Origin of the sequence: Mucilaginibacter endophyticus, assembly GCF_003351025.1 — a bacterium.
Classification (GTDB): domain Bacteria; phylum Bacteroidota; class Bacteroidia; order Sphingobacteriales; family Sphingobacteriaceae; genus Mucilaginibacter; species Mucilaginibacter endophyticus.
The window spans coordinates 112976-139218 of record NZ_QPCG01000003.1; the positions used below are offsets into that span (position 1 = coordinate 112976).

The following is a 26243-nucleotide window of genomic DNA, read 5'->3' on the forward strand; positions in this document are numbered from 1 at the left end:
TGCCTGTTTTTCTGTATTTTAGCGACGCCCTAAGAATGTTATCCATATAACAACGCTGATACAGATGAACATTATAGCGTGAGTAATGACGAATACGATATTTTCAAAGACTTCCATTTGTTAAATCGTAGGAATTATTATGTTTATGCTACAGATAAAAACACGAAACATACCAATTAAACTCAATCTCTTCTTCTGTTATGCACTCCGTAGGATCCTATTTTAACAGGAACCGCTGATTCTATTTATCCAATTCAGGCTTATCGGTAATGAAGTCCCCTTTATGATGAATTTGCGCAGATAAATGGATGCACATTAAAAATATTTTTTCTGTCAATCAACATTGACTAGTGATTATTCATGGATTTCACAAATAGTTAAGCATCCATTTGAGTTGAAGGACGAGTTGGATGATTCCAGTTCAGCCAAAACATCGCCCTTCTCTCACATTTAAGACCGTCCTGCCGCACTTCAAGTTCTAACTTATCTTTTGTTAATTTTTAAAAGCTCCCGCTATTGTAACATTGTCGACGAAATGATTACGCCTTCCGGGCGAAATTATTGATGATTCAGACAAATTCAACGAGCGATGAAAAGCACTTTTAATTTAATTTATTTAGGCGGCCCTACCGTGGTTCTTGAAATCGGCGGCCTGCGTATGATGACCGATCCAACCTTGGATCCTGCTGGAGAGACTTTTATGATTGGTGACCGACCGGGTTACTGGAAGACGTCGGGTCCAGCCACTACATCAATCGGGCACATCGACGTAGTTCTATTGAGCCATGACCAGCATAAAGACAATCTGGATAACCAGGGAAGAAAATTACTAGAAACAGTTCAACGAACTTTCACAACCATAGATGGCGCAAAACGGCTTGGAGGAAACTCGATAGGCCTTAAACCTTTTGAACAGGTGGTAATCAATGAAAATGTAAGCATCACAGCGACCCCGGCACGTCACGGACCGGCTGGCACCTTACATATTACAGGGGAAGTAATAGGCTTTATTGTCGAGACCCGGGATATTCAGCTTTACCTCACTGGAGATACAGTCTATTACGAGGGTATAGAACAGGTTGCTGAAAAATTCTATCCAAAATATGTCTTCGTTTTTGCAGGCGCCGCAAAACCCAGGGGCCCGTTTAATCTCACTATGGGCGCGAATGATGTCTTGGATACGGCTGGCGCTTTTCCGGACGCGACGATTATCCCTTTACATTATGAAGGCTGGTCCCATTACACCGAGTCCGATCTGGAGTTACGAAAAGCGTTTGAAGCTGTCGGAATATCCGAAAAACTACTAGTGCTGAAACCAGGCGTAGCCTTTTCTCTATAAGCCTTCGGTTACGACGCACTTGAATACTGCGAATCTTAAATATGAATATGAACAAACGAAAATTATTTCTGATTTACCTGCTGGAGTGCATAGCTGGAGCAGGAATAGGATTTTATTGCTTTCAAAAAAATGCCGAGGCGGGTGCCTGGATCCTAGTTTCTATTGTGATGGTGCTCGCTCCTGACAGGGATGAAGCAATTAAGTTTGCCGTTAACCGGATCAAGGCAAATCTGATCGGCGCATTAGTAGGATTAGTACTCGCCCTGATCCATCCAGCAAATATTTATACCATTGCATTCGGCGTGGTACTGGCCGCAACCATATGCAAGTTGCTCAACCTTAAATCGGCCATGCGGTCCGCTACCGTGGGTGTCATTCTGATCTCACTGGCTCCCGCTGGGAAGACCTTTTATGAAGTCGCAGCAGCACGAGCCATTGGCGTGGCTTCCGGTTGCACCATTGCTTTATTGCTTACCATAGGGAGCCATGCCATCATCAGTGTATTTTACAAGCCTGCGGACGTTGCTGTCTCCGGTGAAATACCTCATCTTCAAAGTTCCCGTATTGCCGAAGATCATTGAACGCTAAGGGTTGAGGTCCGTAAGGTAACATACAATTTCCTAATTTTGAATGGATATTTTTGGTCCACAATTATTGAAAAATAAGTGGACAAAGTCAGTCCAATTTAAGAACTCAAACAATGATAGATGTCAGTGAGATCAGCCCATATTTAGACCTTTCAAATAAACTTACACCGGTCGATTATTTGATGATTAAGAGGTTTACGAAAGTAAAGAGGTTAAGGCCGGGCGACATTTATATTTCTGCCGGATCATCCCAGCAAAAGATAGGGTTTATTACACAAGGAATTTTACGCACTTATTTTTTAGAGCCAAGTGGTGATGAAATCACCATTATGCTCCGATGCGAAAACCAGATCATCGCTTCTATTGATTCTATTTTACTCCGTCAACCTTCCCGCTTTTATTATGAGGCGATTGAACACGCCGTCTTGATCGAACTGGATTATCACCGCGCTAAAGCTTACATTGATGCCGACAACCGCCTTGCGGCCTTGCGGCACGACGTACTGCTGGGCTTACTATTGCAAACGGTAGACAGGCTGGAAGATTTCATGCTGCTAAATCCTGAGGAGAGGTATACCCGGTTAATTGCTCAGCGGCCATATATTGCCAACCGAGTTCCGGATAAATTTCTTTCGACCATGCTGGGGATTACGCCGGTATCGCTGAGCAGGATAAAAAAGCGGCTTAAACAAAAAGGATTTTAATTTTTTTTGCGGACCATCGTATCACCGATTAAATCAGGTGACTTTCTTCAATTACACCGGGCTCACAGCGACCGCATCTTTCTTAAATAATATGAAATATCAAGCATGCTTAGATACGGTTAATTGTATTTGAACTGCGATTTGTCAAGATCGCGCTCGTTGTTGGTGTCAGATAAGTTACGCGTTAATCAGGATGATTTTCTATGCGTGGCAAGGTTATTTGCTAAATAATTGTTATCCGAGCTGTTCAAAGTGGAAAATCGCCATACCTAAGATAAAAAAAGGCGGCCTTCTTGGAGCTGCCTGCATTATTTGAGGAAAACTTCTTTATTTTTATTTACAGAACAAAGCCATATGCTGCGCGCGGGCCAATGAAATTTGTGACATTGCCGAAGTTTGAAAGGCCGGTATTGCTTTCGAACCGTACACCTGTATGCAGATAGTTACCTTTTGCAAATTTGAATTCATAACCAACCTGTGGCGCATAAACGAATGAGCTTGATCTAGTGTAACCGGCGTTATCTTTATTTAAGACAAAGCTTGCACCGGCTTCACCCTGTGCATAAAGGTTACCAATCACGAAATACTTCAAACCACCCTTTACAGGTAAAAGTTACAGGTTTGAATAATTGTTTTGATACTGGCTTTTCAAGTGGTAGTTGTCGTAACCTGCAGTTGCGATCGCATAAAGGCGGTTATCAGTATAGGGTATTCTGCCTGAACCGAACCGCCAAGAATGTAGCTGTAAACGTCATGTGCCTTTGCAACCTGCACGCCGAATTCGGGACCTAAACTTAATTAAGGTCGGAGCCACGGGTGTTTGATTGTGCTTTTGCAGTTAAAATGGCTGCACCTAAAATCATTAAAGTAATTGTGCTGAATTTGATTAAAGTTTTAATTTTTAAATGTTTTGATTTTATTTCTGTTAATTTTTTTCCCTTGGGAAACAAAACAAAATTGCAGCAGACTTTAGGGGTGGCGAATGATAAAGCTCATTAAAAACGATTGGCATAAATCAAGAGGGTAAACACCAAAGCCGGATGCATTAAAATGGGTGTCTGTTTAAGTATCTTTTAATTACAACACAAGCTCATACCTGAAGTGATTTATAAGTACATAATAAATTACAGGACTACTAAATCAACAAATAACATTGAAAGATATCTCTGCCGTTCAGATTCATTAGTTAAATTCAGCGAATACCTGTGATTCGATGAATTTGAAATTTTCATTCGTCAAGTGAATCGTCATACTTTTGTCACCGTTTGAAATACAACAGTTTTTATTGTAAGAAAAACCACCCGTTCCCGACCAAATAGGAAACTTCTAACAATATGGATCAACTTAGGAAAATCAAATCTATTTCATTGGTGGCATTGCTGGCTTTCGCTTTGACAGCATGTAAAAAGGATAACAACAACAATGTGGCGCCTGTGCAAGCCAACACGATTACGGTAGAGAATGTGTTGCAATCACAACCTTTGGTGGAATCTGGCACATTCCAGGGCACGGGTTCGCCAGCACTGATCCTGCCGGGACAGTCAACAACTATCACCTTCTCTGCCGCTAAAGGTGAAGCACTTTCATTCGCTACCATGTATGGTGCGTCCAATGATCTTTTTTTTGCACCGTCTAATCCAGGCATATTAGTTTATGACAATAATGGGACCCCAATTGAAGGAGACGTCTCGTCACAAATCAAATTATGGGACAATGGTACGCGCGTTAACCAAAAACCTGGAACTACCGTAAATCATCCCGGCGTTGCCGAAACGAAAAATATAAGTGAGGTCGCCGGAACCGATGCCCAGGGTAATACATACCTTGCCGCATCCAAGCTGGTAAAGGCTATGTTAAAATATAACGGTAATTCTACCTTCACTTTAACCTTACAAAATACATCAGGTGGAACCGCGAATGAAACGCCGCTAAGTCCAGGAGTGTGGAGTGTTTCTTATATCGTTGGTGGCAATCTGCTTGCGCCAAATCCGCTTTACACATCAGGTCAACCAACCGCCAACGGCTTGACCAATATTGCTGAGGCAGGTGATAACAGCGCCTTAAGTACGTATGTAAAATCTATAACCGGAATCTTTACCCCGCTATCGCCAATCCTCGTTGTGGTTTACAATGGAATCGACAACCCGATTTACAAATCAGGAGCTTTAGACGCTGGCAAGGGCCTCACACCACTGGCGCAAAAAGGTAACGCGGATACGCTTGCTACTTACTTAAAAACGGTTAAAGGCGTAAAAGCAGTCTATGTATTACCGGCACCAACAACAAATGTACTTCTACCGCAAATTGGCGGCAAGCAAGGTGGCGTAGTTTCGCAGCAACTCAATGTAAGCACAGGTGACCGCCTTGCTATTGCAACCATGTATGGCTTCTCCAACGACTGGTTCTTTGCATCAGCAGACAATGGCGTAGACGCTACCCAAAAAGGAGACATATCGGGCAGCATTAAATTGTTTGATGACGGCACGGCGATTAATCAATTCCCAGGCGCTGGCCTGACACAGTTTAACCTCGCAGGTACACCTTTAAAGGAGAGCGTTCCGATTACAGCAGTGCCAAATCCGAATGCTTTTACCACTTTGCCAGCCATCACCGGCATTATTAAAATCACCCTTAAATAATCAAAACATTAATCGGCCGGTTTGCCTTACAGCGGACCGGCTTTATACATCTGACACGACAAATTTTAATATTTCGACAAAAGCAGAAGTATCGCCGGCAGATCTACAAACTTTTGACCATCTCGAAAAAGCGTTGGGCATAGTTTCCAATTTGTATGCTTACTTTGCTAAAAATGACACCGCATTATCAGACTACCTCGCCCTTCAAAACCGCAAAAATATGTTGATCGGTAAAGAAGGTGAAGTGATCAACCTGGTAGTAAGCCAGGTAAATGAATGTGAGTACTGCTTAGCGGCCCATACCGTAGTTGCCAGATTTAACGGCTTTAAACCAGAAGAGATTCTGGCGATAATGTAGGCCGAAATTCCATTTGACGCTAATCTGGATACCTAGGCAGACACGATGTTAGTATAAATACTGATAATCAGATGCGAGAAAAGGAATATCTGAACCCTCCCTCCTACTCAACCTAACAATTTTTTTAATCGACTTTCTTGCTTATATAGGTTATTCAAATTTTATATTTATCTTTATAATGTCGTCGGACGTCGAGATATGTTTAGTGAACGATTTATTGAGTTGTTTAAACATGGCTCCACAAAACTTTGATAATAAGGCCATTATAGTAAGAGTTCGATTCCCGCTCTGAGTACAAAAGCCCTGATACATGCCTGTATCGGGGCTTTTTATTTTTAATACTTCTGCGATAATTGTGGAGTAAACTCCGTCACGATAATTAAGACGAACATTAAATTTACCCCTGCGCCGACCGCGTAGCTTTCTCAATGTTATCCCACATTTCGTCCGGTATAGCTTCAAACCCGCTGAACTGACCGGCCCCTTGTAGCCATTCTCCACCATCAATTGTAATTACCTCACCATTAATATATCCTGAAAAATCAGATACTAAAAAGGCGGCCAGGTTTGCCAGCTCCTGGTGTTCCCCTACCCGTTTAAGCGGCACCCTGTTTTTAAAATCGAATTTCTGGGCCATATCTCCAGGCAACAGCCTTTCCCAGGCCCCTTTGGTAGGAAACGGCCCCGGAGCAATGGCATTGGCACGGATACCATGCCTGCCCCATTCAACTGCTAAAGACCTTGTCATGGCCAGTACACCGCCCTTAGCACAAGCCGATGGCACAACATAAGCCGAACCTGTAAAGGCATAAGTGGTAATAATATTCAATATAGTACCGGGCATTTTCTCCCTGATCCAATATTTACCCAAGGCCAGCGAACAATTGGCCGAACCTTTTAAAACGATATCAATGATGGCTGAAAATGCATTTGCTGATAAACGCTCGGTAGGCGAAATGAAGTTCCCTGCTGCATTATTCAACAGTACGTCAACCTGTCCAAACTCTTCAACGGCTTGTTGCAGCATCTTTTCAACTTCATCATATTTCCGTACATCGCAAGCTATTGGCAGTACCTTACCACCGGTTTCTGCTTTCATTTCAGAAGCTGTTTGCTGCAGTACTTCTAACTTACGGCTTGTGATTACCAGGTTAGCGCCTAAATGCAAAAAGTAAGTCCCCATTGCCTTGCCCAAACCTGTTCCTCCGCCGGTTACAATAATGGTTTTACCTTTCAGGGCGCCATCCCTTAACATTCCGCCGTTTTTTGCAGGATTATGGTTTGCTGAATCATTTAAAGTTGTCGGATCGGTCATCGTCAATTATTTAACAGCTGTATTTTTTGATTTTAAATTCTGGATCATCATCTGCAGGCCTTGCCGGGTTTCAGGCGCCCACCATTGCTCCAGCATTTTATTCAGTGTCTCGGTTTGGTCGGCCCTTAATTTACCTGTCAACTCCTTTCGTAAATTCAATTTGGTTTCAGTCCAGGTAATGGCGTTCAGTTTCATATAAGCCGTTACCTTTTCTGTTGCCGCGTTCATTAACTTATCCGGTGAAACAACTGCGTCGATAAGCCCGGCTTCCAAAGCTTCATTTACCTGGAGCAGCTTACCCTCCATCAAATATTGATAAGCCTTACGCTGACCAAGCCAAAAGGCATATAAATTAAAAACACTATCAGGAACGATAATACCAACCGGTACCTCATTTAACCCTATGATAAATGCACCCTCTGCCATTATCCGGTAATCACAGCAAATAGTTAATACACAGCCCCCGGCAGGACTGTGCCCGCTTATGGCGGCCACTATTGGCTTCCTGAAAGCTGCTAACGTATTTTGCAGGGCTAAAAAGTCTATCCAGAATTGACGGCTTTGCTCTTCGTTGTAATCATAAGCCTCAATCAGGTCGATCCCTGATGAGAAAAAGCCTTCCTTCCCGGTTAAAATAACACCGCCTACGTTGTCATCACTTTCCAGTGTTTTTATACAGGCATCAAGCTCTTTAACCATTTCATGATTGATGGCATTTGACCGGCCCCGGTTTAGCGAAATTGTAACCAACCTGCCCTGTATTGTTGTTTGAAATGTATTCATCCGGTTAATCAGTTTACAAGAGTGGGATCCTCGCTCACCTCGCAGGGATACATTTTATCTATTTCGGCTTTGTATTTTTCGGTGATCACCTTCCGTTTCATTTTCCCGGTTGGTGTAAGTTCGCCGCTATCTATCGACCATTCGTTGGGAAGCAAGGATATCTTCTTCACCTGTTCTACGTGGTTAAATTCGGGATTATAGTTATCGATAATTGATTGATACAGTTTGATAACCCTTGCATCTTTAACCAATTCATTTTTGGATGAAAAAGTGATGCCATTTTCCTTACACCAGGGGTTTAAGTGTGTATAAGATGGTACTATCAGTGCTGCAACAAATTTCCTTTCTGATCCAACAACCATCATCTGCTCAATAAAATAGTTCTCCTTCATTTTATTTTCGATGGGTAGCGGGGCTACATATTTACCGCCCGAGGTTTTAAAGATCTCTTTTTTACGGTCGGTTATTTTCAGGAATGAATCTTTATCCAGCTCACCTATATCGCCGGTGTGGAACCATCCGTCTTCCAATACCTCTGCAGTAAGTTCAGGATTTTTATAATACCCCAGCATAACATTGGGGCCTTTACAAAGGATCTCGCCATCAGGCGCAATCTTCACCTGCACACCACTCAGCAACCGACCTACGGTGCCAAATTTTCTGTCACTTTTCTGATAGCAGTTAACAGCAATTACCGGCGACGTTTCGGTAAGCCCGTAACCTTCCATGATAACAATATTGGCTGCAGTAAAAATTCTCTCCAGCTTAATGGGGCAAGCAGAGCTGCCAACCACAATGGCATTTATATTTCCGCCAATAGCATCGCGCCATTTACTGTAAACCAATTTATCGGCTATGGCCAGTTTGATCTTATACCACAGGCTGGCATTATGAATTTCATACGCTTCGGCCACTCTTACCGACCAGAAAAAGATCTTCCTTTTAATACCGGTCAGCTTCTGGCCCTGCACCATAATTTTCTCAAACACCTTTTCGAGCAAGCGGGGCACAGCGGTAAAAAGGGAAGGTTTTACCTCTTTCATATTTGCGCCTATGGTATCCATGCTTTCGGCATAGTAAATAGAAAAACCGTAGTAGAGATAAACGTATGTACACATCTTTTCAAAAATGTGGTTTAGCGGTAAAAAACTCAAAACACGTTTTTCTTTCAGCGGAATGCGGGTAAGGATATCGCCGGATGCCATTGCATTGGTCATGATATTTTTATGCGTAAGCATTACCCCTTTAGGCCGGCCGGTGGTACCCGATGTATAAATGATAGTTGCCACATCATCCTCGATGATCTGATCGGTTATTTGCTGTATTTTTTGCAGAGCGCCCTCTTTTAATGGCTTAAGCAATGTTACCCAATGATTACAGCCCTCAATGCTATCAAAAGTAAAAATGGCTTTTAGTGAGGGGATATTTAAATGTACCTCTTTAACCTTATCGCATAAATCTTTACTGCTTACAAACACATATTTAACCTCAGCTTCGTTCAGGATCTGCTCAATTTCTTTAGTACCGGTATTAGGGTAAAGCGGCACTAATATGGCACCCGTTTGCTGCACTGCCAGGTCGGTTACTATCCATTCGGGCCGACCATTGCTTATCAGTCCTATTTTATCGCGACCTTCGGTAGTACCATCACCACCTGAAACTCCCAGATCCAGCAAAGCCGCGGATAGCTGGTTGATCATCATATGCACTTCTTCGGTGCTGTAAGATCTCCACGAACCATTCTCCTTTGCATTCAAAAAGTCTGCCCTGGGCTCTTTAGCCTGGGTAATCATGCAATCAAACAATCTTGTCGCCTTTTCCATGTTTGCAGCAATTATTTAGATAATGGTAATTTCCTATAACAGTTCAAATACACCTGCAGCACCCTGCCCGGTGCCCACGCACATGGTAACCATACCATACTTTTTTTCCCGCCTTTTCAATTCATTAAAAAGCTGAACAGAAAGTTTGGCCCCCGTACAGCCAAGCGGGTGACCAAGAGATATCGCACCGCCGTTTACATTTACAATGTCGGGGTTGAGTTCCAATCCCTTTATTATTGCCAACGATTGTGAAGCAAAGGCTTCATTCAGTTCTATCAGCTCGATATCCTGCTGCTTCATCCCGGCCATTTTTAACACTTTGGGGATTGCTACCAGCGGACCAATCCCCATGATCCGGGGCGGCACACCCGCAACGGCATAATTAATTAGCCGGGCAATGGGTTTAAGGTTATTCTGTTTCAGAAAGCGTTCGCTAACCACCATCACAAAAGCAGCCCCATCACTGGTTTGCGACGAGTTGCCTGCAGTTACCACGCCTTTTGCATCAAACACAGGTTTAAGCTTAGCCAATGCGTCAATTGAGGTATCGCTGCGCGGACCTTCATCTGTATCTACCTTAAATTCTCGTTTCTTTTTTTTGCCGCTCTCATCTACATAGGTTTCCACAATGTTTACCGGTGCTATTTCATCTTTAAATTTGCCTTCCTTAATGGCACTGATGGCTTTTTGGTGGGAATTATAAGCGAACTGGTCCTGCTCTTCGCGGCTGATGAGATATTCCCGGGCAACAGCTTCGGCAGTGAGGCCCATGCCCCAGTAATAATCAGGGTGGGCAAGGGCAATATCGGCGTTCGGAACAATGCGCCACCCCCCCATCGGGATCAGGCTCATGCTTTCCACACCGCCGGCAATAATGCAATCGGCAATGCCGCTGTGTATTTTTGCTGATGCGATGGCAATTGTTTCCAAACCTGACGAACAATAGCGGTTTACTGTCATGCCAGGTACCTTATCGGTATCAAGTGCCATTAATGAAATCAACCTTGCTACATTCAACCCCTGTTCGGCTTCGGGGGTCGCGTTGCCTACTATCACATCGTCTATCTGCTCTTTATCCACGTTGGGCACTGATATCAGCAGATGCCGGATAACATCCGCTGCAAGCGTATCCGGACGGGTAAACCTGAACCCGCCCCGGGTAGCTTTTCCAACAGCGCTGCGGCTGGCTGCCACTATATATGCGTTCATTTTATTGAGATTTTATACTTATTAAAATTTAGTTCCTTAACACTTTTCCGCCGGTTAAAATGGATTGGATCCGCTCGAGCGTTTTCTTTTCGGTGCAAAGCGAAACAAATGCTTCACGCTCCAATCCGAGCAAATATTCTTCGCTCACCATTGAAGGTTGGGACAGATCCCCCCCGGAAAGTACATAGGCCAGTTTCTGCGAGATCTTCACATCATGCTCGCTGATGTAATTGCCGCTGTACATGGTATTGGCCCCTACATAACCCAAACCCAGAGCCTGTTTGCCCAACACCCTGATATCACCGCGCGGGATAGGTTGTACATACCCTTCGTTTGCCATCTGCAGGCATTGTTGTTTTGCTTCGGCAAGTAACCTGTCACGCGATACCACGACTACGTCCCTACCCTTTTTGAGGTAGCCAAATTCAAAAGCTTCATAAGCCGAAGTGGATACTTTAGCCTGTCCGATGGTTAAAAAACGATCACGGAAATTATTGAGTTCTACATCGCCTTCCTGGAGTTCGTCTGACAGACGCAGGGCAAATTCCTTTGTCCCTCCGCCGCCCGGTATCAAGCCAACACCAAACTCAACAAGGCCCATATACAGTTCGGCATGTGCTACCACCTTATCAGCATGCAGGCACATTTCGCAGCCACCACCCAGGGCCATTTGATGGGGCGCTATTACGACAGGTACGGATGAATAACGGATCCGCATCATGGTATTCTGGAAAGCCTTGATCACCATATTCAACTCGTCAAACTCCTGCTCAACAGCCATCATGAATATCATCCCGACATTAGCCCCCGCGCTGAAATTTGCCCCCTCGTTTGATATAACCAGTCCCCGGTAGCTCGTTTCGGCAAGGGTAATTGCTTTATTTATACCTTCAATCACCTCGCCGCCTATCGTGTTCATTTTGGTATGAAATTCAAGGTTCAGGATGCCATCGCCGATATCGGTAATGGTAGTACCGCTGTTTTTCCAAACTGTATTGGTTTCGCGGATATTATTGAGTAAGATAAGACCCTCCGTACCCGGAATTATTTTGTAGCTTTTTGATGGGATATCATAGTACAGGCGTTTACCATCCTCCACCTTATAGAAGCTTTTTGCACCGGCCGTAAGCATATCATATACCCATTGAGCAGGTTTATGCCCTGCAGCTTCCATAGCTTTTACTGTATCCTCAAGGCCAAGCGCATCCCATTTTTCAAAAGGGCCCAGTTCCCAGCCAAAGCCTGCATTGGTAGCAGCATCTATTTTATAAAGTTCGTCGGCTATTTCGGGGATGCGGTTACTGGCATAAGCAAATAACTGGTAAAAGGTGGCCCGGTAAAAGTCGCCGGCTTTGTCTTTTGCTGCAACCAGGATTTTAAGTCTATCCCGAAGATTATCAACCGCTTTTGTAGTTTCAAGCGAAGCAAATTTTACTTTTTGGGAAGGCTTGTACTCAAGCGTTTTCAGATCAAGCGCGTAAAACTGGTTTCCTCCTTCACCTTTTTCCTTTTTGTAGAACCCCTGACCTGTTTTACTGCCCAGCCAGTTATTTTTCACCATTCCATCTACAAATTCAGGAACCTTGAATAACTCCCTGGCCTCATCGCCGGGCGCGTTTTGGTAAAGGCCATTGGCAACGTGCACCATGGTATCCAAGCCTACCACATCATTGGTACGAAATGTGGCCGATTTAGGGTGGCCTATCACCGGCCCTGTGAGCTTATCAACCTCTTCAACGGTCATACCGGTTTGCTCCACATAATGCAAAACACTCATGATGCTGAAAACCCCGATGCGGTTGCCGATAAACGCCGGCGTATCTTTGGCCAACACCGTGGTTTTTCCAAGGTATTTTGAGCCATACTCCATCAAAAAGTCAACAACACTTGCCAGGGTGCCTTTTGTAGGAATGATCTCCAGTAGTTTTAAATACCGCGGCGGGTTAAAGAAATGGCTGCCGCAAAAATGTTTTTTAAAATCATCGCTCCTGCCTTCGGCCATTAAATGTATCGGGATGCCGGATGTATTTGAAGTGATCAGCGTTCCGGGCTTGCGGTATTTTTCTACCGTTTCAAACACCTGCTGTTTTATATCCAACCGCTCAACCACCACTTCTATCACCCAATCGCAATCAGCAATTTTGGGCATATCATCTTCAAAATTCCCGGTTGTGATACGCTTTGCGAATGATTTAAGGTAGATGGGCGAAGGGTTTGATTTTAAAGCAAAGTCAAGCGCATCGTTCACAATTTTATTCCGCGCTTTCTTATCTGCCGGTGGGGCATCCTTAGGTACAATATCAAGCAACAGTACTTGTACGCCGATATTTGCAAAATGGCAGGCTATGCGACTGCCCATTACTCCCGACCCTAATACTGCAACCTTTTTTATAATTCGTTTAGCATCCATTAGTATCTGCTTGTTTTATTAATTCTTTAATTTATTCTGCCCGCGACCAGGTAGTTGTACGCCCGAAAAGTGAAATGCCGATGTATCCGCGGATATCAAGCGTTTCGCCTTTGTAGGTCATTTTGCAGGAATATGTTTTACCGTTATTGGGATCGTAGATTGTTCCGCCCGAATATTTGTTATCACCATCTTTCACAAAATCGGCTAATACAGGCAAGCCTAACCTCGGTCTTGAGCGCAGCTTTTCATCGGTATTCATTTCATCAACCTTTGGCTTCCCGTTTTTTAAGGGCTCCTTAAGCCATACCACCTTGCCGTAAAACTTGCCGTTGCCTTCTTTAGTGATCTGGATTTTGGCACTTTTTACATCATTGTACCATAAACCTTCAATTTTATCGGTTTGCGCTTTTGCGTTGATACTTACAGCTACAATAGTTAGCAGGATTAATGCAAAACGGACGAAGTGTTTTTTTGATACTGGCATTGTATTAGGTGTTTTTTATAATTAAAATAGCTCTTTTACGGGTGTATAAATGCGTTTTAGGTTTTACCAGGTAGTGATACCCGGCATCAATTAAAACCCATCTAAAAAAGAGACAGAATAGAATTATAAAATGGTTAAATAATTTTAGTCCCGGTAAATACCGGCTGGTTTATAATAACAAATATCTATTTCTGCGGCGCTTTATAAAGGTCTAAACGGCGGAAACATTTGTCAATATTTCGGATTAAAGCTAATTGGTTTTATTTGATAACTGCGCTACCAAATTGATATATTGCTGCATGGCATCATCTGCAGAAGTACCTTGCAATTTTAACCATGCATCATACTTTGCTTTAGCCACAAAATCAAACATACCAGGAGGGTTTTCTGTATTTATATCACCTTCCGTTGCTTGTTTATATAAACTGTACAGGCGTAATAATGTTTCATTATCTGGCTTTGAAGGCAATTCTTTACTCTCTTTAACAGCACTTTCAAAGGTGTCTTTCAGGTTGGTCATAGTTAAATTATTTAAAAGCTAAAAGCGGAAGGCATAAAGCTTAAAGCTGCTGAACTACTAATCGTTTCAGTTGATTATTGACAGGTAAATCTCTTCAGACTGTATTGCCCTCCTCAACATAATCGCTGCTGCGGGGTGCTTTCATAAACATTTGGCTTAGCTCCGAAGGTAATATGGCGAGTTTACGCTTTTCCATATCTATCCATGAGCCCTCGGCATTTACGATAGCAGCTTTAACACCATCACTCCGGTATAGTTCATGCCTGATTGCCCAGCGCGAACCATCAGGCCGGGACCTGATGAGTTCGCAGGTTACCCTGATCTGCTCGTTGATCCCTATTTCTCGCAGGTAAATCATCTCTTCCCTAAATAATACCGGTCCTATTTTGTATTCATAAAGTGTGGGCAATTTTAAACCCAGGCTTTCCAGCATAATTATACGGGCCTGCGCTGCGAAATCTGCGTAAGCAGAATGCCTCATGTGCTGGTTCGAATCTATCTGCGACCATAGCACCTGTCCTTCATAAAAAAAATCCATAGCCGTGATTATTTTATTGATGATGTTCCTTAAACTTTTTAACAGCAGCTGTTAGTCGTGGCAAAATCTCCAATGCGTCACCAACTACACCATAATTGGCAGCTTTAAAAAATGGGGCCTCCGGGTCTTTGTTGATCACTATAATAGTTTTTGAACCATTCACTCCTGCCAGATGCTGTATAGCTCCCGAGATCCCAACAGCGATATACAAATTAGGACGAATAGTGCCGCCTGTTTGGCCCACATGTTCGTGATGCGGTCGCCAATGCAAATCGGCCACCGGGCGCGAACATGCAGTGGCAGCACCCAGTTCTTTTGCCAGGTCCTCCAGGATACCCCAATTTTCAGGCCCTTTTAATCCACGACCACCCGAAACAACCAGTTCGGCATCAGCGAGCGGAACCTCGCCGGTTACTTTGTTTACCGATTTAACTTTTACGCCGAAATCTTTATCGCTAAAGCTTACATCCAGTTGCTCTACAACTGCCTTACCCTCCAGCTTTTTCACCGGGAAGGTATTAGGCATCAGCATAATTATCTTTACCTCACTTAAAATATTAACATACGCAAATGCTTTACCCGAAAACACGGCTTTTTTAATCACAAATCCTTTTTCTGTATCAGGGTACGAGAGCGCGCCGGCCACAAGGCCTGCTTTTAGTTTTACAGCTACCCGAGGTGCCACTGCCCTACCCTTAATGTCATGAAGAGTCACAATCACTTTGCTATCCTCCTTTTGTGCTGCGGCTATCAATGCACCGGCATACGCACTGGAATGCAGCTCGTTCAAACGGCCATCGGCAACGTGTAGCACCTTTTGAGCCCCGTATTGGCCAAGGCCTTCCATTTCTGTAGTGGCCACGCTGCCTAAAGCAAGGGCAGTTGCTGTAGTACCTATTTTTCGGGCTATCTGCGCGGCATATTGCACTGCTTCAAAACTTTGTTTTTTTATAATTCCGCCGGTATGTTCTATTAATACTATTACAGACATTTTTTATTTTTTTTAGTTGAGATGCTCCGATGTAGTTCACTATGGGCGTTTGGAAGATTTTTTAATTCCTTCCCTCGGGAGGGTTGCGGCCGAAATGTGCGTCGGCAGGGAGGGGTTTGTTCGCTATTTCAGGCGAACATATGTATTGATGAACCCCTCCCTACACCCTCCCAAGGGAGGGAATCGCACAATCCCCATGTTTTTTAAATCTTCCTGGCACCAGTGGCCGGAATAAATATGATCATTAAATAACTTTGGCCTCCGTATGCAACAGTTCTACCAATTCATCCAGATTGTCGGGGCTTACCAGTTTGATACCTGTCTTGGCCGGCGGCAATTCATAAGAAAGTATTTCTGTTACTGCTGTTATTTTTGAAGGCGTGATAACTTTTAACGGACGGGTACGAGCAGCCATTATACCGCGCATATTGGGGATCCGGGCTTCGGCAACACCTTTTTGGCAGGAAATAACCAGGGGCAAATTACAGGCATCTGTTTCTTCACCGCCTTCTATTTCACGCGTTACCAAAGCGGTACCAGCCTCTACCTGGATACCGCTTGCAAAACCAATGTAATCAATGTCCAGCAATTCGGCCAGCATAGCACCTGTAGTACCGTTATTATAATCGATAGATTCTTTGCCGCATAAGACAAGGTCATAACCCGCTCCGGCTGCATACTCCGCTACATAATGCGCTATTTCGTAAGGGTCGTTACTATCTGCATCAATGCGGATGGCCTCATCACCACCCAACGCCAATGCTTTTCTGATCACGGGCTCAACATCGGCTTTACCCACGGTTACGAGGTGAACATCGGTGGCTATGCCGCTTTCTTTTAATTCGATAGCCCCGATCAATGCATACCATTCATCGTACGGGTTGATTACCCAGGTAACGCCATCACTACTAACCGAGGTATTATTATTTTTCAATACAATTTTAGTGCTCGTGTCGGGCACCTGGCTTATGCATACTAATATTCTCATTATCAGCTTTTCGTTTTTTTAGGTTGATATTATTTAAGGGAAATGAAAGTCCCATGCCCATTACCGTTAACATGAGGAGTAAAAGCGCGGGCTTGTGCGACTCCACTCTTGAGAGGGGTGGAGGGGTGTGTTTCTGCTTTGATAAACTTGTTGGAGAAACACACCCCTGCTACCGCCCATTCCTTCGCGCCCCCTCTCAAGAGGGGATTTTAAAAACTAAAAGCAATATTTATTTTCAGCAATCAGTTTTGCTGCAATATTTCTGCGTGCCTGGGTGGTATTAATATCCTCAGTTTTGGTGAAGCGCTTAAGGCCCATCAGCATCATCCTTCTTTCATCGCCCTCGGCAAATGAGTTTAGCGCTTCCCTGCCCATTTTTGCAATGCGTTCTGCGGCATCATTGATATATACGTGCATCATATCCAGTTGCTCTTTGCAGGCATCTTCGCCCCTTAAACCAACCAATTTTTCCACCCGCAATTGAAGCGATTCGCTTACATAAAGCTCTATCAGCATATCGGCCAGGTTCATCAATACTTCCTGCTCTTTACCCAATTGCGTCATCAATTTTTGAACAGCGGCGCCCGCAACCAGCAATATGGCCTTTTTAAAATTGGCTATATATTTCTTTTCTTTAGTAAACAAGCCATCTTCTTCAGCTGCGCCAAAATCGGGAATGCTTACCAGTTCGCCGGCTACCTTCTGGGCCGGCCCCATAAGGTCAAGCTCACCTTTCATGGCACGTTTCAGCATCATATCTACGGTTAACAACCGGTTGATTTCATTGGTACCTTCAAAGATGCGATTGATCCTTGAGTCGCGGTATGACCTATCCATTGGAGCCTCTGCGCTGTAGCCCATACCACCGTAAATCTGTACACCTTCATCAGTTACATAATCCAAAACCTCTGAAGCATGTACTTTAAGTATTGCGGCTTCAATGGCAAATTGCTCAGTACCCTTCAACTTTGCTTTGTTTTCGTCAAGGCCCGATGCGATTAACATTTCTGTAGCCTCTTCCATATTTTGGCTGGCCCTGTACACCGCCGATTCGGCAGCGTAAGTACGGATGGCCTGTTCGGCCAGTTTATATTTTATAGCCCCGTATTTGGAAATAGCCCGCCCGAACTGTTCCCGTTCGTTGGCATAGCGTACCGATGACGTGATCACATCCTTACTTGCGCCAACGGTTCCGCCGCCTAATTTGATACGACCGAGGTTTAGGATATTAACGGCAATCTTAAATCCGTTCTGGCGCTCGGAAAGCAGGTTTTCGACCGGCACCTTGCAATCATTAAAAAACACCTGTCGGGTTGAGCTTCCCTTAATACCCATTTTATGTTCTTCCGTATTTAACGAAAGTCCCTCGAAATCTTTTTCGACAATAAAAGCGCTCAGGTTTTCATCATCATCAATTTTGGCAAAAACGGTAAACACATCAGCAAAACCCGCATTGGTGATCCACATTTTTTGACCTGTAATAAGATAATGCTTACCATCGGCAGAAAGCTTTGCCCTGGTTTTACCCGAATTGGCATCCGAGCCGGCGGCTGGTTCTGTAAGGCAATATGCCCCCTTCCACTCGCCACTTGCCAGTTTGGGGATATATTTTTGTTTTTGAGCATCGTTACCATAGTATAATATTGGCATAGTGCCTATACCCGTATGCGCCGAAAAAGCAACGGAAAACGAATGCCCCGCGCCTAACTTTTCGGTAACCAACATGGCGGTTTTAAAATCCTTACCGAAACCACCATATTCTTCAGGTACGGATATGCCTAACAATCCCAATGCGCCGGCCTCATCCATTAAGTGACGCATTAATCCTTCCTCCTGCTCATCAATACGCTGCAAATTTGGTGTTACCTGCTGTGCAAGAAAATTGGTACATGTTTCGGCGATCATCAACTGTTCTTCATTCCATTCTTCGGGAATAAAAATGCTATCCGCGGAAGTTTCCCTGATCAAAAACTCGCCTCCTTTTATGGCTTTCATCGGTTCTGTGGCATTCATAAAGTTTTATTGGTTTATAATCAGGAGTAAAATTAGAGGCATTATTAAACCAAAGAAAGGGCAGCAATGCGGAGATATTAGTCAAAAAGTCGGAAACGATTGAGGGGAAGGATGGGGTTTGGAGATATTGGTAGAAGTGTTTGGGAAAACAAAAAGAGCGGGGGAAATGTGCGATTCCCTCCCTTGGGAGGGTGTAGGGAGGGGTTTGTTCGTTTGAAATGCTGCATAAACCCCTCCCTGCAACTACACAATCCCAACGCGCCCCTCCCCAAGGAGGGAATTAAAAACTCCTTCGTACGCCTATGGTGATTAAACAGACCACAGGATGAACCTCGTAACTACCAGATCAATGCGCAGATATCGCCCTGTAATCAGAGGGCGACATGCCGGTATGCTTCTTGAAATATTTGCCAAACGAAGATTGATCGGGGAAATGGATACTCTCGGCCGCCCGTGCAATACTTATTTCATGATTTCTCAGCAATACCTTGGCTTCCAGAATCACGGCATCATCTATCCATTCGCCGGCAGTTCTTCCGGTTACTTCCTTAATGGTTTCTGTTAAATGCTTTGAGGAAACATAAAGTGCATCGGCATAATACTGTACGTTGCGGTGTTCTTTATAATGATGAAAAACCAGGGCCTGGAAAAGTACATTCAGCTCCTGTTTCCTGGTTTGCTTACCTTTTATTATGGTATGCTGCTTTTCGTAAATAGCCTGGATCTCATAAAGCAATGTCACTAAAATACTCCTTGATATTTCAACATGATATGGATGTCCTTCACGTGTCAGTTTTTGCCTGATCAATAAATAAATCTCCAGTATCATTTTGGCATCGGCATTATCCGGATAGATCACCGGGATAGATGCACTGTTAAAATAACTGAACGATTCAAGAAAATGACTATTAACGCTGTTTTCGATCAAAAAAGCTTTACTGAATACAACAAACCGGCATAAAAAATCGGGGCTGCTATTGTATATTCTTAAAACATGAAAAGGGGTTGCCAGCAGCATGGCATCCGGGTGAGCATCGTAAATTTGCAGGTTTACTTCAACCTTGGCAGTTCCCCGTGTACAAATGCCGATGATATAACCATCCGAACGATAGGGATATTCGCTCAGGCTTAATAGTTGCTTTTCATCAACAACAAAAAAATCGGCACCGGCCAGCTTGTCTGCATATAGATCTGCAAATTTCGACAGGCTTAACTGTCCAACCTTATTATTCATATAGTGTAGATATTATAATTCAGTTACTGCATTTATTAAAAAAGACGGTTATAAGGCAATTTTTCTTATCTGATATTAAAAATAAGTTTTATCCGACTTTTTGACTAATATCTCCGCATTATAGCCCTTTTTTTCTTTTCAATCCAAACTAATTTTATCCCTGATAGTTTCAAATTGTAACCTAAAAGCAATTTCCTGTCGCCAACCAATTATAATCTTATGAGAAAAATTCTACTCCTGGTGCTTACCATAGCACCGCTATTAGCTTATTCCCAGGGTTTCCAGGTTAATTTGGAAGGGCAAAAGCAAATAGGTATGGGCCATACCGGTACAGGCATTGTACAGGATGGCGCTTCCGTATTTTTTAACCCGGGTGCGGTGGCCATGCTCTCCGAAAATTACATACAGGGAGGAATAAGCCCCCTATTGTTCAAATCTGTTTTCAACCCGGCTGGAACATCAATCCAAAACCACACTTCAAATAAAGTGGCAACCCCATTTCATGCTTATGCAGTATGGGGACCAAAATCTTCATTCTGGAAACTGGGCGTTGGTGTTTATACTCCCTTTGGCGGTTTAACCGACTGGGGAAACACCTGGCAGGGTAAATACGTGCTGGAAAGCCTTAATCTGAAAGCCATTTATATTCAACCTACGCTGAGCGTAAAACTGGCCGATTGGATGAGTATTGGCGGAGGATTTGTTTACAACCGCGGCAGTGTTGACCTGACACGGGCCATCCCGCTGGCAAACAGCAATGGCGATGTTGGCCAGGCCCGGTTAAAGGGTAGCGGCAAAGGTTACGGATGGAATGCGGGCGTTTACTTTAAAACGGAAGCGGGTATCACCATTGGAATCACGCACCGCTCGCAGGTGAATACTACGATTCCGGCCGGCGATGCCATTTTTACTGTACCTGCATCATTACAGAGCAGTTTTCCGCAGCCCAATACTTTTAGATCAACCATACCATTGCCTGCTACTAATTCTATCGGCTTCGGATTTTATCCGGGCAGTAAATGGATTTTGGCGCTGGATGTTAACCTCGTAAACTGGGATAGCTATAAAACATTATCATTTGATTATAAAACCAACACAGCAGTATTACAGGATACTAAGTCTGCCCGAAATTACCAGCAGGCGTATAGTTTACGCGGAGGCGCTCAGTACAAGGCAAATGATAAACTTGCCCTGCGTTTTGGCGGCGGCTATGCCAGCACCGCCGTTTTGGATGGCTATGTAACTCCCGAAGCTCCAGATGCCAACCGGGTTTACGGTACACTTGGTTTAGGTTATACTGTTGCCAAACACCTCGATATAGATATTTCCTTTGAGTATGAGCACCTGATGCAGCGCACCCAAACCAATTTCGAATCGCGGTTATCCGGAACATTTAAAACCGATGTATATATACCAGGTATCTCATTGGCTTATCATTGGTAATCTTTTAAAGAAATCAATTCATGAAAACGTTGAAACTACATATTTATATTATTGCAGGTTTATTTTTATTAGGTGCCTGCAAACCCGAGATACATACCCCAAAACCATCTGCAGGTTCTGTTAATTTTTCAAGATACATCGCGTTGGGCAATTCACTCACAGCCGGGTATGCCGACGGAGGCTTGTATCTTGCAGGCCAGCAGGTATCTTATCCCAGCATTATAGGTAAACAAATGCAGTCGGTGGGTGGCGGTACATTTTCGCAGCCATTATTCAATACCGCCCAGGCAAACGGATCGGGCTATTTATCGCTCACCGGGTTTAATGCCGACGGTACTCCTATTACTACTCCGGTAACTACCAACCTGGCAATACGCGGGGTATTGCCTGTCCCCGGCTTTGGAAACGTTACTTTATATACCAAATACACCGGCGATATCAACAATTATGGCGTGCCAGGCATTAAACTTATGCATATTACTTACGCGCCATACGGTAACCTTAACGGCTATTTTGAACGCCTGTTACCCGGTAACGCGCCAACAAACTCTACCACCTATCTTGATTTTGTTATGTCTAAACCATTCACTTTCTTCTCTAACTGGTTAGGGAATAACGATGCTTTGGGATATGCCACATCAGGCGGTGCAGGCGACGTACTGACCGATAAAAGTACTTTTGCTGCTTTATATAATGTATTGATAAACACCCTTACTGCCAAAGGGCAAAAAGGCGTGGTTGCAACCGTACCTGATGTAACTTCGATACCATACTTCAATACTGTTACCGTTGCTGCTATACTCGCCGGGGTACAGAAAGCGAACCCAAGTGTAAAGGCCTTGTATATTAATGCGCTGGTTTCGGGCAGTACTTATGCACCACGTGCGGCAACAACTAATGATCTTGTCATACTTACCTTCCCTACAAGCAAAATAGGGCAGCCTGTTGCAACACCTGTTGGTAACCTTCCTTATGGTTTAACGCCATATACACCTATCGACAACCAGTATGTGCTTGACGAAAAAGAGGTTGCCCTTACCGAGGATTATGTTACTTTTTATAATACCACCATAAAATCAGTAGCAGCATCAAAAGGGCTGGCAGTATTTGATGCCTATACCTTTTTACAAAATATAAAACAGAACGGTCTTGTGGTAAACGGTGTAAGCGTTAATTCTAATTACATCAGCGGCGGCCTGTTTTCATTGGATGGCGTACATCTTACGCCGCGTGGATATGCTATTGTGGCCAATGAATTTATTAAGGCTATTAATGACAAATACAGCTCATCAATACCGCAGGTAAACATATCAGATTATAATGGGGTTAAGTTTCCCTGATAGTCTTTAATGAAAAGTTGAAAGTCTTAAGTTCTAAGTCATAAGAAGGTTTTATTATCCCTCATTAACTTAGAACTTAAGACTTTCGAATTATGACTAAAATTACCCAAGCTACACATTTGTATTGTCTGCAGATGGGCTTTTACCCTTTTCTCCCTTGATAACCTCTCTTAATTTTTCGTTACCGTTGATTGTTTTTAACCCCTCTTCATAACCTATCATATAAATTTCCTCAGCGGCGTCCATGTCAAAAATACCATAGCCGCCTAAACCATGCGGTTCAATAACTATATCGCACAACATTTTATGCGCATTAAGACTCGAATTAATCGTTATCATGGCAGCCCTGTCAACCAGGTTGCCGAAGGATTTAATTGTTGAAACAACAGGCAAATGATTACAGCATGAACCTATGATCAGGTCGCAATTGCCTACCAATGGCTCAACCGGGAAATTATTGAGTATGCCCCCATCAACAAACATATGATCGTTAATGTTAATGGGCCTGAAAATACCGGGCAAACAACAGGAGGCTAAGATGGCTATATCCAGCTCTCCCTCGGTAAAGTAAACCAGTTTTGCCTCTCCAATGTCGACCGCCGGAATGGTAACACGTGTTTTGAGGTTTTGAAAGGAGTTATGCGAAATGTATTTATTGATCAATACCCTGGTATGTAATATAGAGATCAATCCGTTGCTGCCAAATGCCGGGCGTAACAACTTAAGCAGGCTGTTTTCCTTGATGAGCCTTAAAATTTCTTTTGGTGCATACCCCTCTGCAAAAAAAGCCGCGGCTATTGCACCCGCGCTCGTACCCGATATATGCGAAAACTTGATACCATAATCGGTAAGGGCCTGCATAACCCCCAGGTGCGATACGCCTCTGACTCCGCCTCCGGACAACACTAATCCTATTTTTTTAGAGCCATTTTGATCGATGTTTGTATTCATTGTGTATAGGTTATCATTAGCCGCTAACTATGACAAGCTACCGGAGTGTTGAGGTCAATATATCACTTTATTTAAATAAGATAAATTTTTCGTTCAAATCATACTTCTATGCTTAAACAATGCCCCTGCTTCGTCAAAACAACATAGTCGCGGCTCTGCCACAGAGCTCTTTGAGTCAATACGCCCCCATCTTCCTACAGGCTCTCTAAAATCGAAAATTTCTTTACAGCAGAGGAGGTTTCGACCATAATACATTCTATTTACTATTTATTTACAAAGTTTACATTTTAATTTACAATCCTGATTACTTAAGCCCCAAAACACCAAAGTAGATTTGTTTCATCAAATTAACAGGTTATGAAAAATCAAAAAGTGAAAAAATTATTTGTGTTTGTTCCGGCTATCCTCCTGGTATTATTTCTACTAAATTCTTTTGTACTAAAAGAAAAGGAAGCTGGGAAAAAAAAGACAGAAGGGACAAAATCAGGGCTTTTGAACATCGTTTTCAGATCTACTGATGGCGGAGAAACATGGCAGAACATTAGCGACGGACTGCCTGAAAATTTGCAGAGAGAGGGTGTGTGGATTAATGGTTTATTTGCAAATGACCGTGGGCTCTATTTACGTGCGGGTAACGGAGTTTATCACAGTGAACCAAATTCCACAATTCCTTTTTGGACAAAAGATATTCTCCGTGGTGAACAACGCAATATTGCCCCTGGCAAGAACGGGATACTTGCATATAATTTCAGGGGGCAATTTTTACAAAAAATAAATGGCACGAGTGATTGGAAGCCCATGTACACGAATTTTCAGGAGCAAGCTGTACGCATAGACAAAACGATAGATTGGATGTACAATAATTATAAAGAGCGGGAAGTACGCAGCGTTTTTGAAACCGCCGGGGGCACGGTTTTCATTAGCTCCAACAACATGCTTTTCAGATCAACTAACAGTGGAAAAACCTGGGAACAAGTGCATGTTGGAGACGGCTCAATGAAATTGGCTGAGTCAAACGGTGTAATCCTGGCCACCAATAAGGATGGAATATTAAGATCGACAGATAATGGTCAAAACTGGTATCAGGTGCTTAGTGAAGGGGGCGCTGGTATAACTGTGGAACGTATTGATGGTGGATTTGCTGCTATAATAAACAACACAATAACCAATACAAACAGTTTACACATTTCACTGGATAGCGGAAAAACCTGGAATGCTATAGGCGAAGAACTTCAGCCTTCCTGGAATAGCTTATTAATGAAAAAAATAGGCTTACTTCAATCTTCGTCGAATATTTTGTCTATTAAACAAATGGGCAAATATTTAATATGCGGTCGTTCAGATGGTATATTCCGGTCATCAGACATGGGCAAAACATGGAAACCGCTGGTACTTCCTTCCGTAGAAAACAGGGGCTTCAATTTATCTGTTTCAGGCAACGTAATTTATGTCATGCCAAATAAAGGATGTTGAAAAATCCCAAAGCCCTATAATACTACTCATAAAAAAGGACCATCAGCGGTATCAGTTTTATATTCAATAAATGTTGGATATTTTTCCCGCAGCCTTATTCAAAAATTATAGTTTTGAACCATTAAATGCGTTAAAACTTTCAAATTCTCAATAAAATATTTGAAAACCCGTATCGTCATGGATACTTAAAAATGAAGCGATTAGTAAAAAAACACTAATCGCTTTTTTGTTGTCGAAATTTTCTGCCTAAACTATTTAAATCCAATATTGAAAGATTAGCGCCTCTCCCAGGTTGTTATTGTAAATAAACTGATATTCAATAGCATAAAACTGCCGGGCAAGATTGCCATTCCGGCAGAATATGTTTCGCACCGCCAATGTATTTTGAGATAGACAATAAACTATCTTTGCTGGTGAGAATTTACAACTCGCATGTTTGAAGTATTGATTTCCCATATCCAACAAAAAGTTTCACTTAGCGACACCGATAAGATTCGTCTGCAAGAGTTTTTTGTTCCTAAAAAGCTAAGAAAAAAACAGTATCTGCTTCAGGAAGGTGACATTTGTAAAAACCTGGCCTTTATTTCCAAAGGCTTGCTGCGAACCTATAATGTAGATGAACAGGGAAACGAACACATGAGTGTATTTGGTTGGGAAGGCTGGTGGCTTTCTGACTTCAATAGCTTTCTTTCCGGTGAACCGGCCGTTTTTAATATTGATGCCATTGAAGATACTGAGGCGCTCTTAATTTCAAAAGCTAATTATGAAGCTATTACAGTAGCCATTCCTGTGATGGACCGGTACTTCAGGATACTTTATCAAAACAGCATAGTGACGAAAGAACGCCGCTTAATGAGTTCTATCACGGATACCGCCGAGGAAAAATACCTGCGGTTGAGCGAATCTTCCCCCCAGATCATTGAACGCCTGCCGCAAAATCTGGTCGCGTCATACCTCGGGATCGCACCGGAAACATTAAGCCGAATCAAGAAAAATATCGCATCAAGAAAATAACCTGGCTTGATCCAGATCAAGCGTATTTCTTGAGCAGGATCATTGGGCATCAAATTTAATGAATCTAATTTGGCATCTTAAAATTTG

23 protein-coding genes are annotated in these 26243 nt (G+C 43.2%); 9 read left to right on the plus strand and 14 right to left on the minus strand.

Annotated elements, in window-relative coordinates:
• Positions 1 to 589: 589 nt before the first annotated feature.
• From DUL71_RS13855 to DUL71_RS13865, 3 genes are all read left to right on the plus strand, one after another.
• The gene (locus DUL71_RS13855) at positions 590 to 1339 is read left to right on the plus strand and encodes an MBL fold metallo-hydrolase (protein ID WP_114938675.1); all 750 of its coding nucleotides are present in this window, start codon (positions 590 to 592) and stop codon (positions 1337 to 1339) included.
• A gap of 47 nt (positions 1340 to 1386) precedes the next feature.
• Positions 1387 to 1920, plus strand: a complete 534-nt coding sequence (locus DUL71_RS13860) for an FUSC family protein (protein ID WP_161964437.1) — start codon at positions 1387 to 1389, stop codon at positions 1918 to 1920.
• A gap of 119 nt (positions 1921 to 2039) precedes the next feature.
• The gene (locus DUL71_RS13865) at positions 2040 to 2630 is read left to right on the plus strand and encodes a Crp/Fnr family transcriptional regulator (RefSeq protein WP_114938677.1); all 591 of its coding nucleotides are present in this window, start codon (positions 2040 to 2042) and stop codon (positions 2628 to 2630) included.
• 337 nt (positions 2631 to 2967) lie between these two features.
• Here DUL71_RS13865 and DUL71_RS13870 read toward each other — a convergent pair whose 3' ends face one another.
• Positions 2968 to 3222: a hypothetical protein gene (locus DUL71_RS13870; protein ID WP_154402399.1), complete on the minus strand. Its 255-nt coding sequence runs from the start codon at positions 3220 to 3222 to the stop codon at positions 2968 to 2970.
• A 742-nt stretch (positions 3223 to 3964) separates the two neighbouring features.
• Here DUL71_RS13870 and DUL71_RS13875 point away from each other — a divergent pair.
• The gene (locus DUL71_RS13875; RefSeq protein WP_114938679.1) at positions 3965 to 5269 is read left to right on the plus strand and encodes a spondin domain-containing protein; all 1305 of its coding nucleotides are present in this window, start codon (positions 3965 to 3967) and stop codon (positions 5267 to 5269) included.
• On the plus strand, positions 5214 to 5627 hold the full coding sequence (locus DUL71_RS13880) for a carboxymuconolactone decarboxylase family protein (protein WP_114938680.1): 414 nt from the start codon (positions 5214 to 5216) through the stop codon (positions 5625 to 5627). The genes DUL71_RS13875 and DUL71_RS13880 overlap by 56 nt, the downstream gene beginning before the upstream one ends.
• Before the next feature lie 397 nt (positions 5628 to 6024).
• Here DUL71_RS13880 and DUL71_RS13885 read toward each other — a convergent pair whose 3' ends face one another.
• From DUL71_RS13885 to DUL71_RS13940, 12 genes are all read right to left on the minus strand, one after another.
• Positions 6025 to 6882 (minus strand): SDR family oxidoreductase, encoded by an 858-nt coding sequence (locus DUL71_RS13885; RefSeq protein WP_114939181.1) that lies wholly within the window; start codon positions 6880 to 6882, stop codon positions 6025 to 6027.
• Between the two features lie 66 nt (positions 6883 to 6948).
• A complete protein-coding gene (locus tag DUL71_RS13890; RefSeq protein ID WP_114938681.1) occupies positions 6949 to 7725 on the minus strand; it encodes an enoyl-CoA hydratase/isomerase family protein in 777 nt (258 codons plus the stop codon).
• 8 nt (positions 7726 to 7733) lie between these two features.
• Positions 7734 to 9548 (minus strand): AMP-dependent synthetase/ligase, encoded by a 1815-nt coding sequence (locus DUL71_RS13895; RefSeq protein WP_114938682.1) that lies wholly within the window; start codon positions 9546 to 9548, stop codon positions 7734 to 7736.
• A gap of 33 nt (positions 9549 to 9581) precedes the next feature.
• Positions 9582 to 10757 carry an acetyl-CoA C-acyltransferase gene (locus DUL71_RS13900; protein WP_114938683.1) on the minus strand — a complete coding sequence of 392 codons (1176 nt, stop codon included), beginning with the start codon at positions 10755 to 10757 and terminating at the stop codon, positions 9582 to 9584.
• Positions 10758 to 10785: 28 nt separating this feature from the next.
• Positions 10786 to 13167 carry a 3-hydroxyacyl-CoA dehydrogenase/enoyl-CoA hydratase family protein gene (locus DUL71_RS13905; protein WP_114938684.1) on the minus strand — a complete coding sequence of 794 codons (2382 nt, stop codon included), beginning with the start codon at positions 13165 to 13167 and terminating at the stop codon, positions 10786 to 10788.
• A gap of 31 nt (positions 13168 to 13198) precedes the next feature.
• On the minus strand, positions 13199 to 13651 hold the full coding sequence (locus DUL71_RS13910; protein ID WP_114938685.1) for a DUF2147 domain-containing protein: 453 nt from the start codon (positions 13649 to 13651) through the stop codon (positions 13199 to 13201).
• Between the two features lie 250 nt (positions 13652 to 13901).
• Positions 13902 to 14171: an acyl-CoA-binding protein gene (locus tag DUL71_RS13915; protein ID WP_114938686.1), complete on the minus strand. Its 270-nt coding sequence runs from the start codon at positions 14169 to 14171 to the stop codon at positions 13902 to 13904.
• 94 nt (positions 14172 to 14265) lie between these two features.
• Entirely contained in the window at positions 14266 to 14709 is a 444-nt protein-coding gene (locus DUL71_RS13920) for an acyl-CoA thioesterase (protein ID WP_114938687.1), read from the minus strand.
• A 13-nt stretch (positions 14710 to 14722) separates the two neighbouring features.
• Positions 14723 to 15700, minus strand: coding sequence for an electron transfer flavoprotein subunit alpha/FixB family protein (locus DUL71_RS13925; protein WP_114938688.1), 978 nt, complete (start codon positions 15698 to 15700; stop codon positions 14723 to 14725).
• A gap of 244 nt (positions 15701 to 15944) precedes the next feature.
• A complete protein-coding gene (locus tag DUL71_RS13930; protein WP_114938689.1) occupies positions 15945 to 16688 on the minus strand; it encodes an electron transfer flavoprotein subunit beta/FixA family protein in 744 nt (247 codons plus the stop codon).
• 216 nt (positions 16689 to 16904) lie between these two features.
• A complete protein-coding gene (locus DUL71_RS13935) occupies positions 16905 to 18701 on the minus strand; it encodes an acyl-CoA dehydrogenase family protein (protein ID WP_114938690.1) in 1797 nt (598 codons plus the stop codon).
• Between the two features lie 346 nt (positions 18702 to 19047).
• On the minus strand, positions 19048 to 19935 hold the full coding sequence (locus tag DUL71_RS13940) for a helix-turn-helix domain-containing protein (RefSeq protein WP_114938691.1): 888 nt from the start codon (positions 19933 to 19935) through the stop codon (positions 19048 to 19050).
• A 219-nt stretch (positions 19936 to 20154) separates the two neighbouring features.
• On the opposite strand from DUL71_RS13940, the gene DUL71_RS13945 reads away from it, so the two are divergent.
• Together DUL71_RS13945 and DUL71_RS13950 are read left to right on the plus strand one after the other, a co-directional pair.
• Entirely contained in the window at positions 20155 to 21378 is a 1224-nt protein-coding gene (locus DUL71_RS13945) for an OmpP1/FadL family transporter (protein ID WP_114938692.1), read from the plus strand.
• Positions 21379 to 21398: 20 nt separating this feature from the next.
• On the plus strand, positions 21399 to 22718 hold the full coding sequence (locus DUL71_RS13950; protein WP_114938693.1) for an SGNH/GDSL hydrolase family protein: 1320 nt from the start codon (positions 21399 to 21401) through the stop codon (positions 22716 to 22718).
• Between the two features lie 111 nt (positions 22719 to 22829).
• Here DUL71_RS13950 and DUL71_RS13955 read toward each other — a convergent pair whose 3' ends face one another.
• Positions 22830 to 23669 (minus strand): patatin-like phospholipase family protein, encoded by an 840-nt coding sequence (locus DUL71_RS13955; RefSeq protein ID WP_114938694.1) that lies wholly within the window; start codon positions 23667 to 23669, stop codon positions 22830 to 22832.
• A 357-nt stretch (positions 23670 to 24026) separates the two neighbouring features.
• On the opposite strand from DUL71_RS13955, the gene DUL71_RS13960 reads away from it, so the two are divergent.
• On the plus strand, positions 24027 to 25142 hold the full coding sequence (locus DUL71_RS13960; RefSeq protein WP_114938695.1) for a WD40/YVTN/BNR-like repeat-containing protein: 1116 nt from the start codon (positions 24027 to 24029) through the stop codon (positions 25140 to 25142).
• 432 nt (positions 25143 to 25574) lie between these two features.
• Positions 25575 to 26156, plus strand: a complete 582-nt coding sequence (locus DUL71_RS13965) for a Crp/Fnr family transcriptional regulator (RefSeq protein WP_114938696.1) — start codon at positions 25575 to 25577, stop codon at positions 26154 to 26156.
• Positions 26157 to 26243 lie beyond the last annotated feature (87 nt).

Coding starts and splice junctions, on each gene's coding strand:
- DUL71_RS13855 (WP_114938675.1), top strand. CDS start 590: ATGAAAAGCACTTTTAATTTAATTTATTTAGGCGGCCCTACCGTGGTT.
- DUL71_RS13860 (WP_161964437.1), top strand. CDS start 1,387: ATGAACAAACGAAAATTATTTCTGATTTACCTGCTGGAGTGCATAGCT.
- DUL71_RS13865 (WP_114938677.1), top strand. CDS start 2,040: ATGATAGATGTCAGTGAGATCAGCCCATATTTAGACCTTTCAAATAAA.
- DUL71_RS13875 (WP_114938679.1), top strand. CDS start 3,965: ATGGATCAACTTAGGAAAATCAAATCTATTTCATTGGTGGCATTGCTG.
- DUL71_RS13880 (WP_114938680.1), top strand. CDS start 5,214: ATGCTTTTACCACTTTGCCAGCCATCACCGGCATTATTAAAATCACCC.
- DUL71_RS13885 (WP_114939181.1), bottom strand. CDS start 6,882: ATGTTAAGGGATGGCGCCCTGAAAGGTAAAACCATTATTGTAACCGGC.
- DUL71_RS13890 (WP_114938681.1), bottom strand. CDS start 7,725: ATGAATACATTTCAAACAACAATACAGGGCAGGTTGGTTACAATTTCG.
- DUL71_RS13895 (WP_114938682.1), bottom strand. CDS start 9,548: ATGGAAAAGGCGACAAGATTGTTTGATTGCATGATTACCCAGGCTAAA.
- DUL71_RS13900 (WP_114938683.1), bottom strand. CDS start 10,757: ATGAACGCATATATAGTGGCAGCCAGCCGCAGCGCTGTTGGAAAAGCT.
- DUL71_RS13905 (WP_114938684.1), bottom strand. CDS start 13,167: ATGGATGCTAAACGAATTATAAAAAAGGTTGCAGTATTAGGGTCGGGA.
- DUL71_RS13910 (WP_114938685.1), bottom strand. CDS start 13,651: ATGCCAGTATCAAAAAAACACTTCGTCCGTTTTGCATTAATCCTGCTA.
- DUL71_RS13915 (WP_114938686.1), bottom strand. CDS start 14,171: ATGACCAACCTGAAAGACACCTTTGAAAGTGCTGTTAAAGAGAGTAAA.
- DUL71_RS13920 (WP_114938687.1), bottom strand. CDS start 14,709: ATGGATTTTTTTTATGAAGGACAGGTGCTATGGTCGCAGATAGATTCG.
- DUL71_RS13925 (WP_114938688.1), bottom strand. CDS start 15,700: ATGTCTGTAATAGTATTAATAGAACATACCGGCGGAATTATAAAAAAA.
- DUL71_RS13930 (WP_114938689.1), bottom strand. CDS start 16,688: ATGAGAATATTAGTATGCATAAGCCAGGTGCCCGACACGAGCACTAAA.
- DUL71_RS13935 (WP_114938690.1), bottom strand. CDS start 18,701: ATGAATGCCACAGAACCGATGAAAGCCATAAAAGGAGGCGAGTTTTTG.
- DUL71_RS13940 (WP_114938691.1), bottom strand. CDS start 19,935: ATGAATAATAAGGTTGGACAGTTAAGCCTGTCGAAATTTGCAGATCTA.
- DUL71_RS13945 (WP_114938692.1), top strand. CDS start 20,155: ATGAGAAAAATTCTACTCCTGGTGCTTACCATAGCACCGCTATTAGCT.
- DUL71_RS13950 (WP_114938693.1), top strand. CDS start 21,399: ATGAAAACGTTGAAACTACATATTTATATTATTGCAGGTTTATTTTTA.
- DUL71_RS13955 (WP_114938694.1), bottom strand. CDS start 23,669: ATGAATACAAACATCGATCAAAATGGCTCTAAAAAAATAGGATTAGTG.
- DUL71_RS13960 (WP_114938695.1), top strand. CDS start 24,027: ATGAAAAATCAAAAAGTGAAAAAATTATTTGTGTTTGTTCCGGCTATC.
- DUL71_RS13965 (WP_114938696.1), top strand. CDS start 25,575: ATGTTTGAAGTATTGATTTCCCATATCCAACAAAAAGTTTCACTTAGC.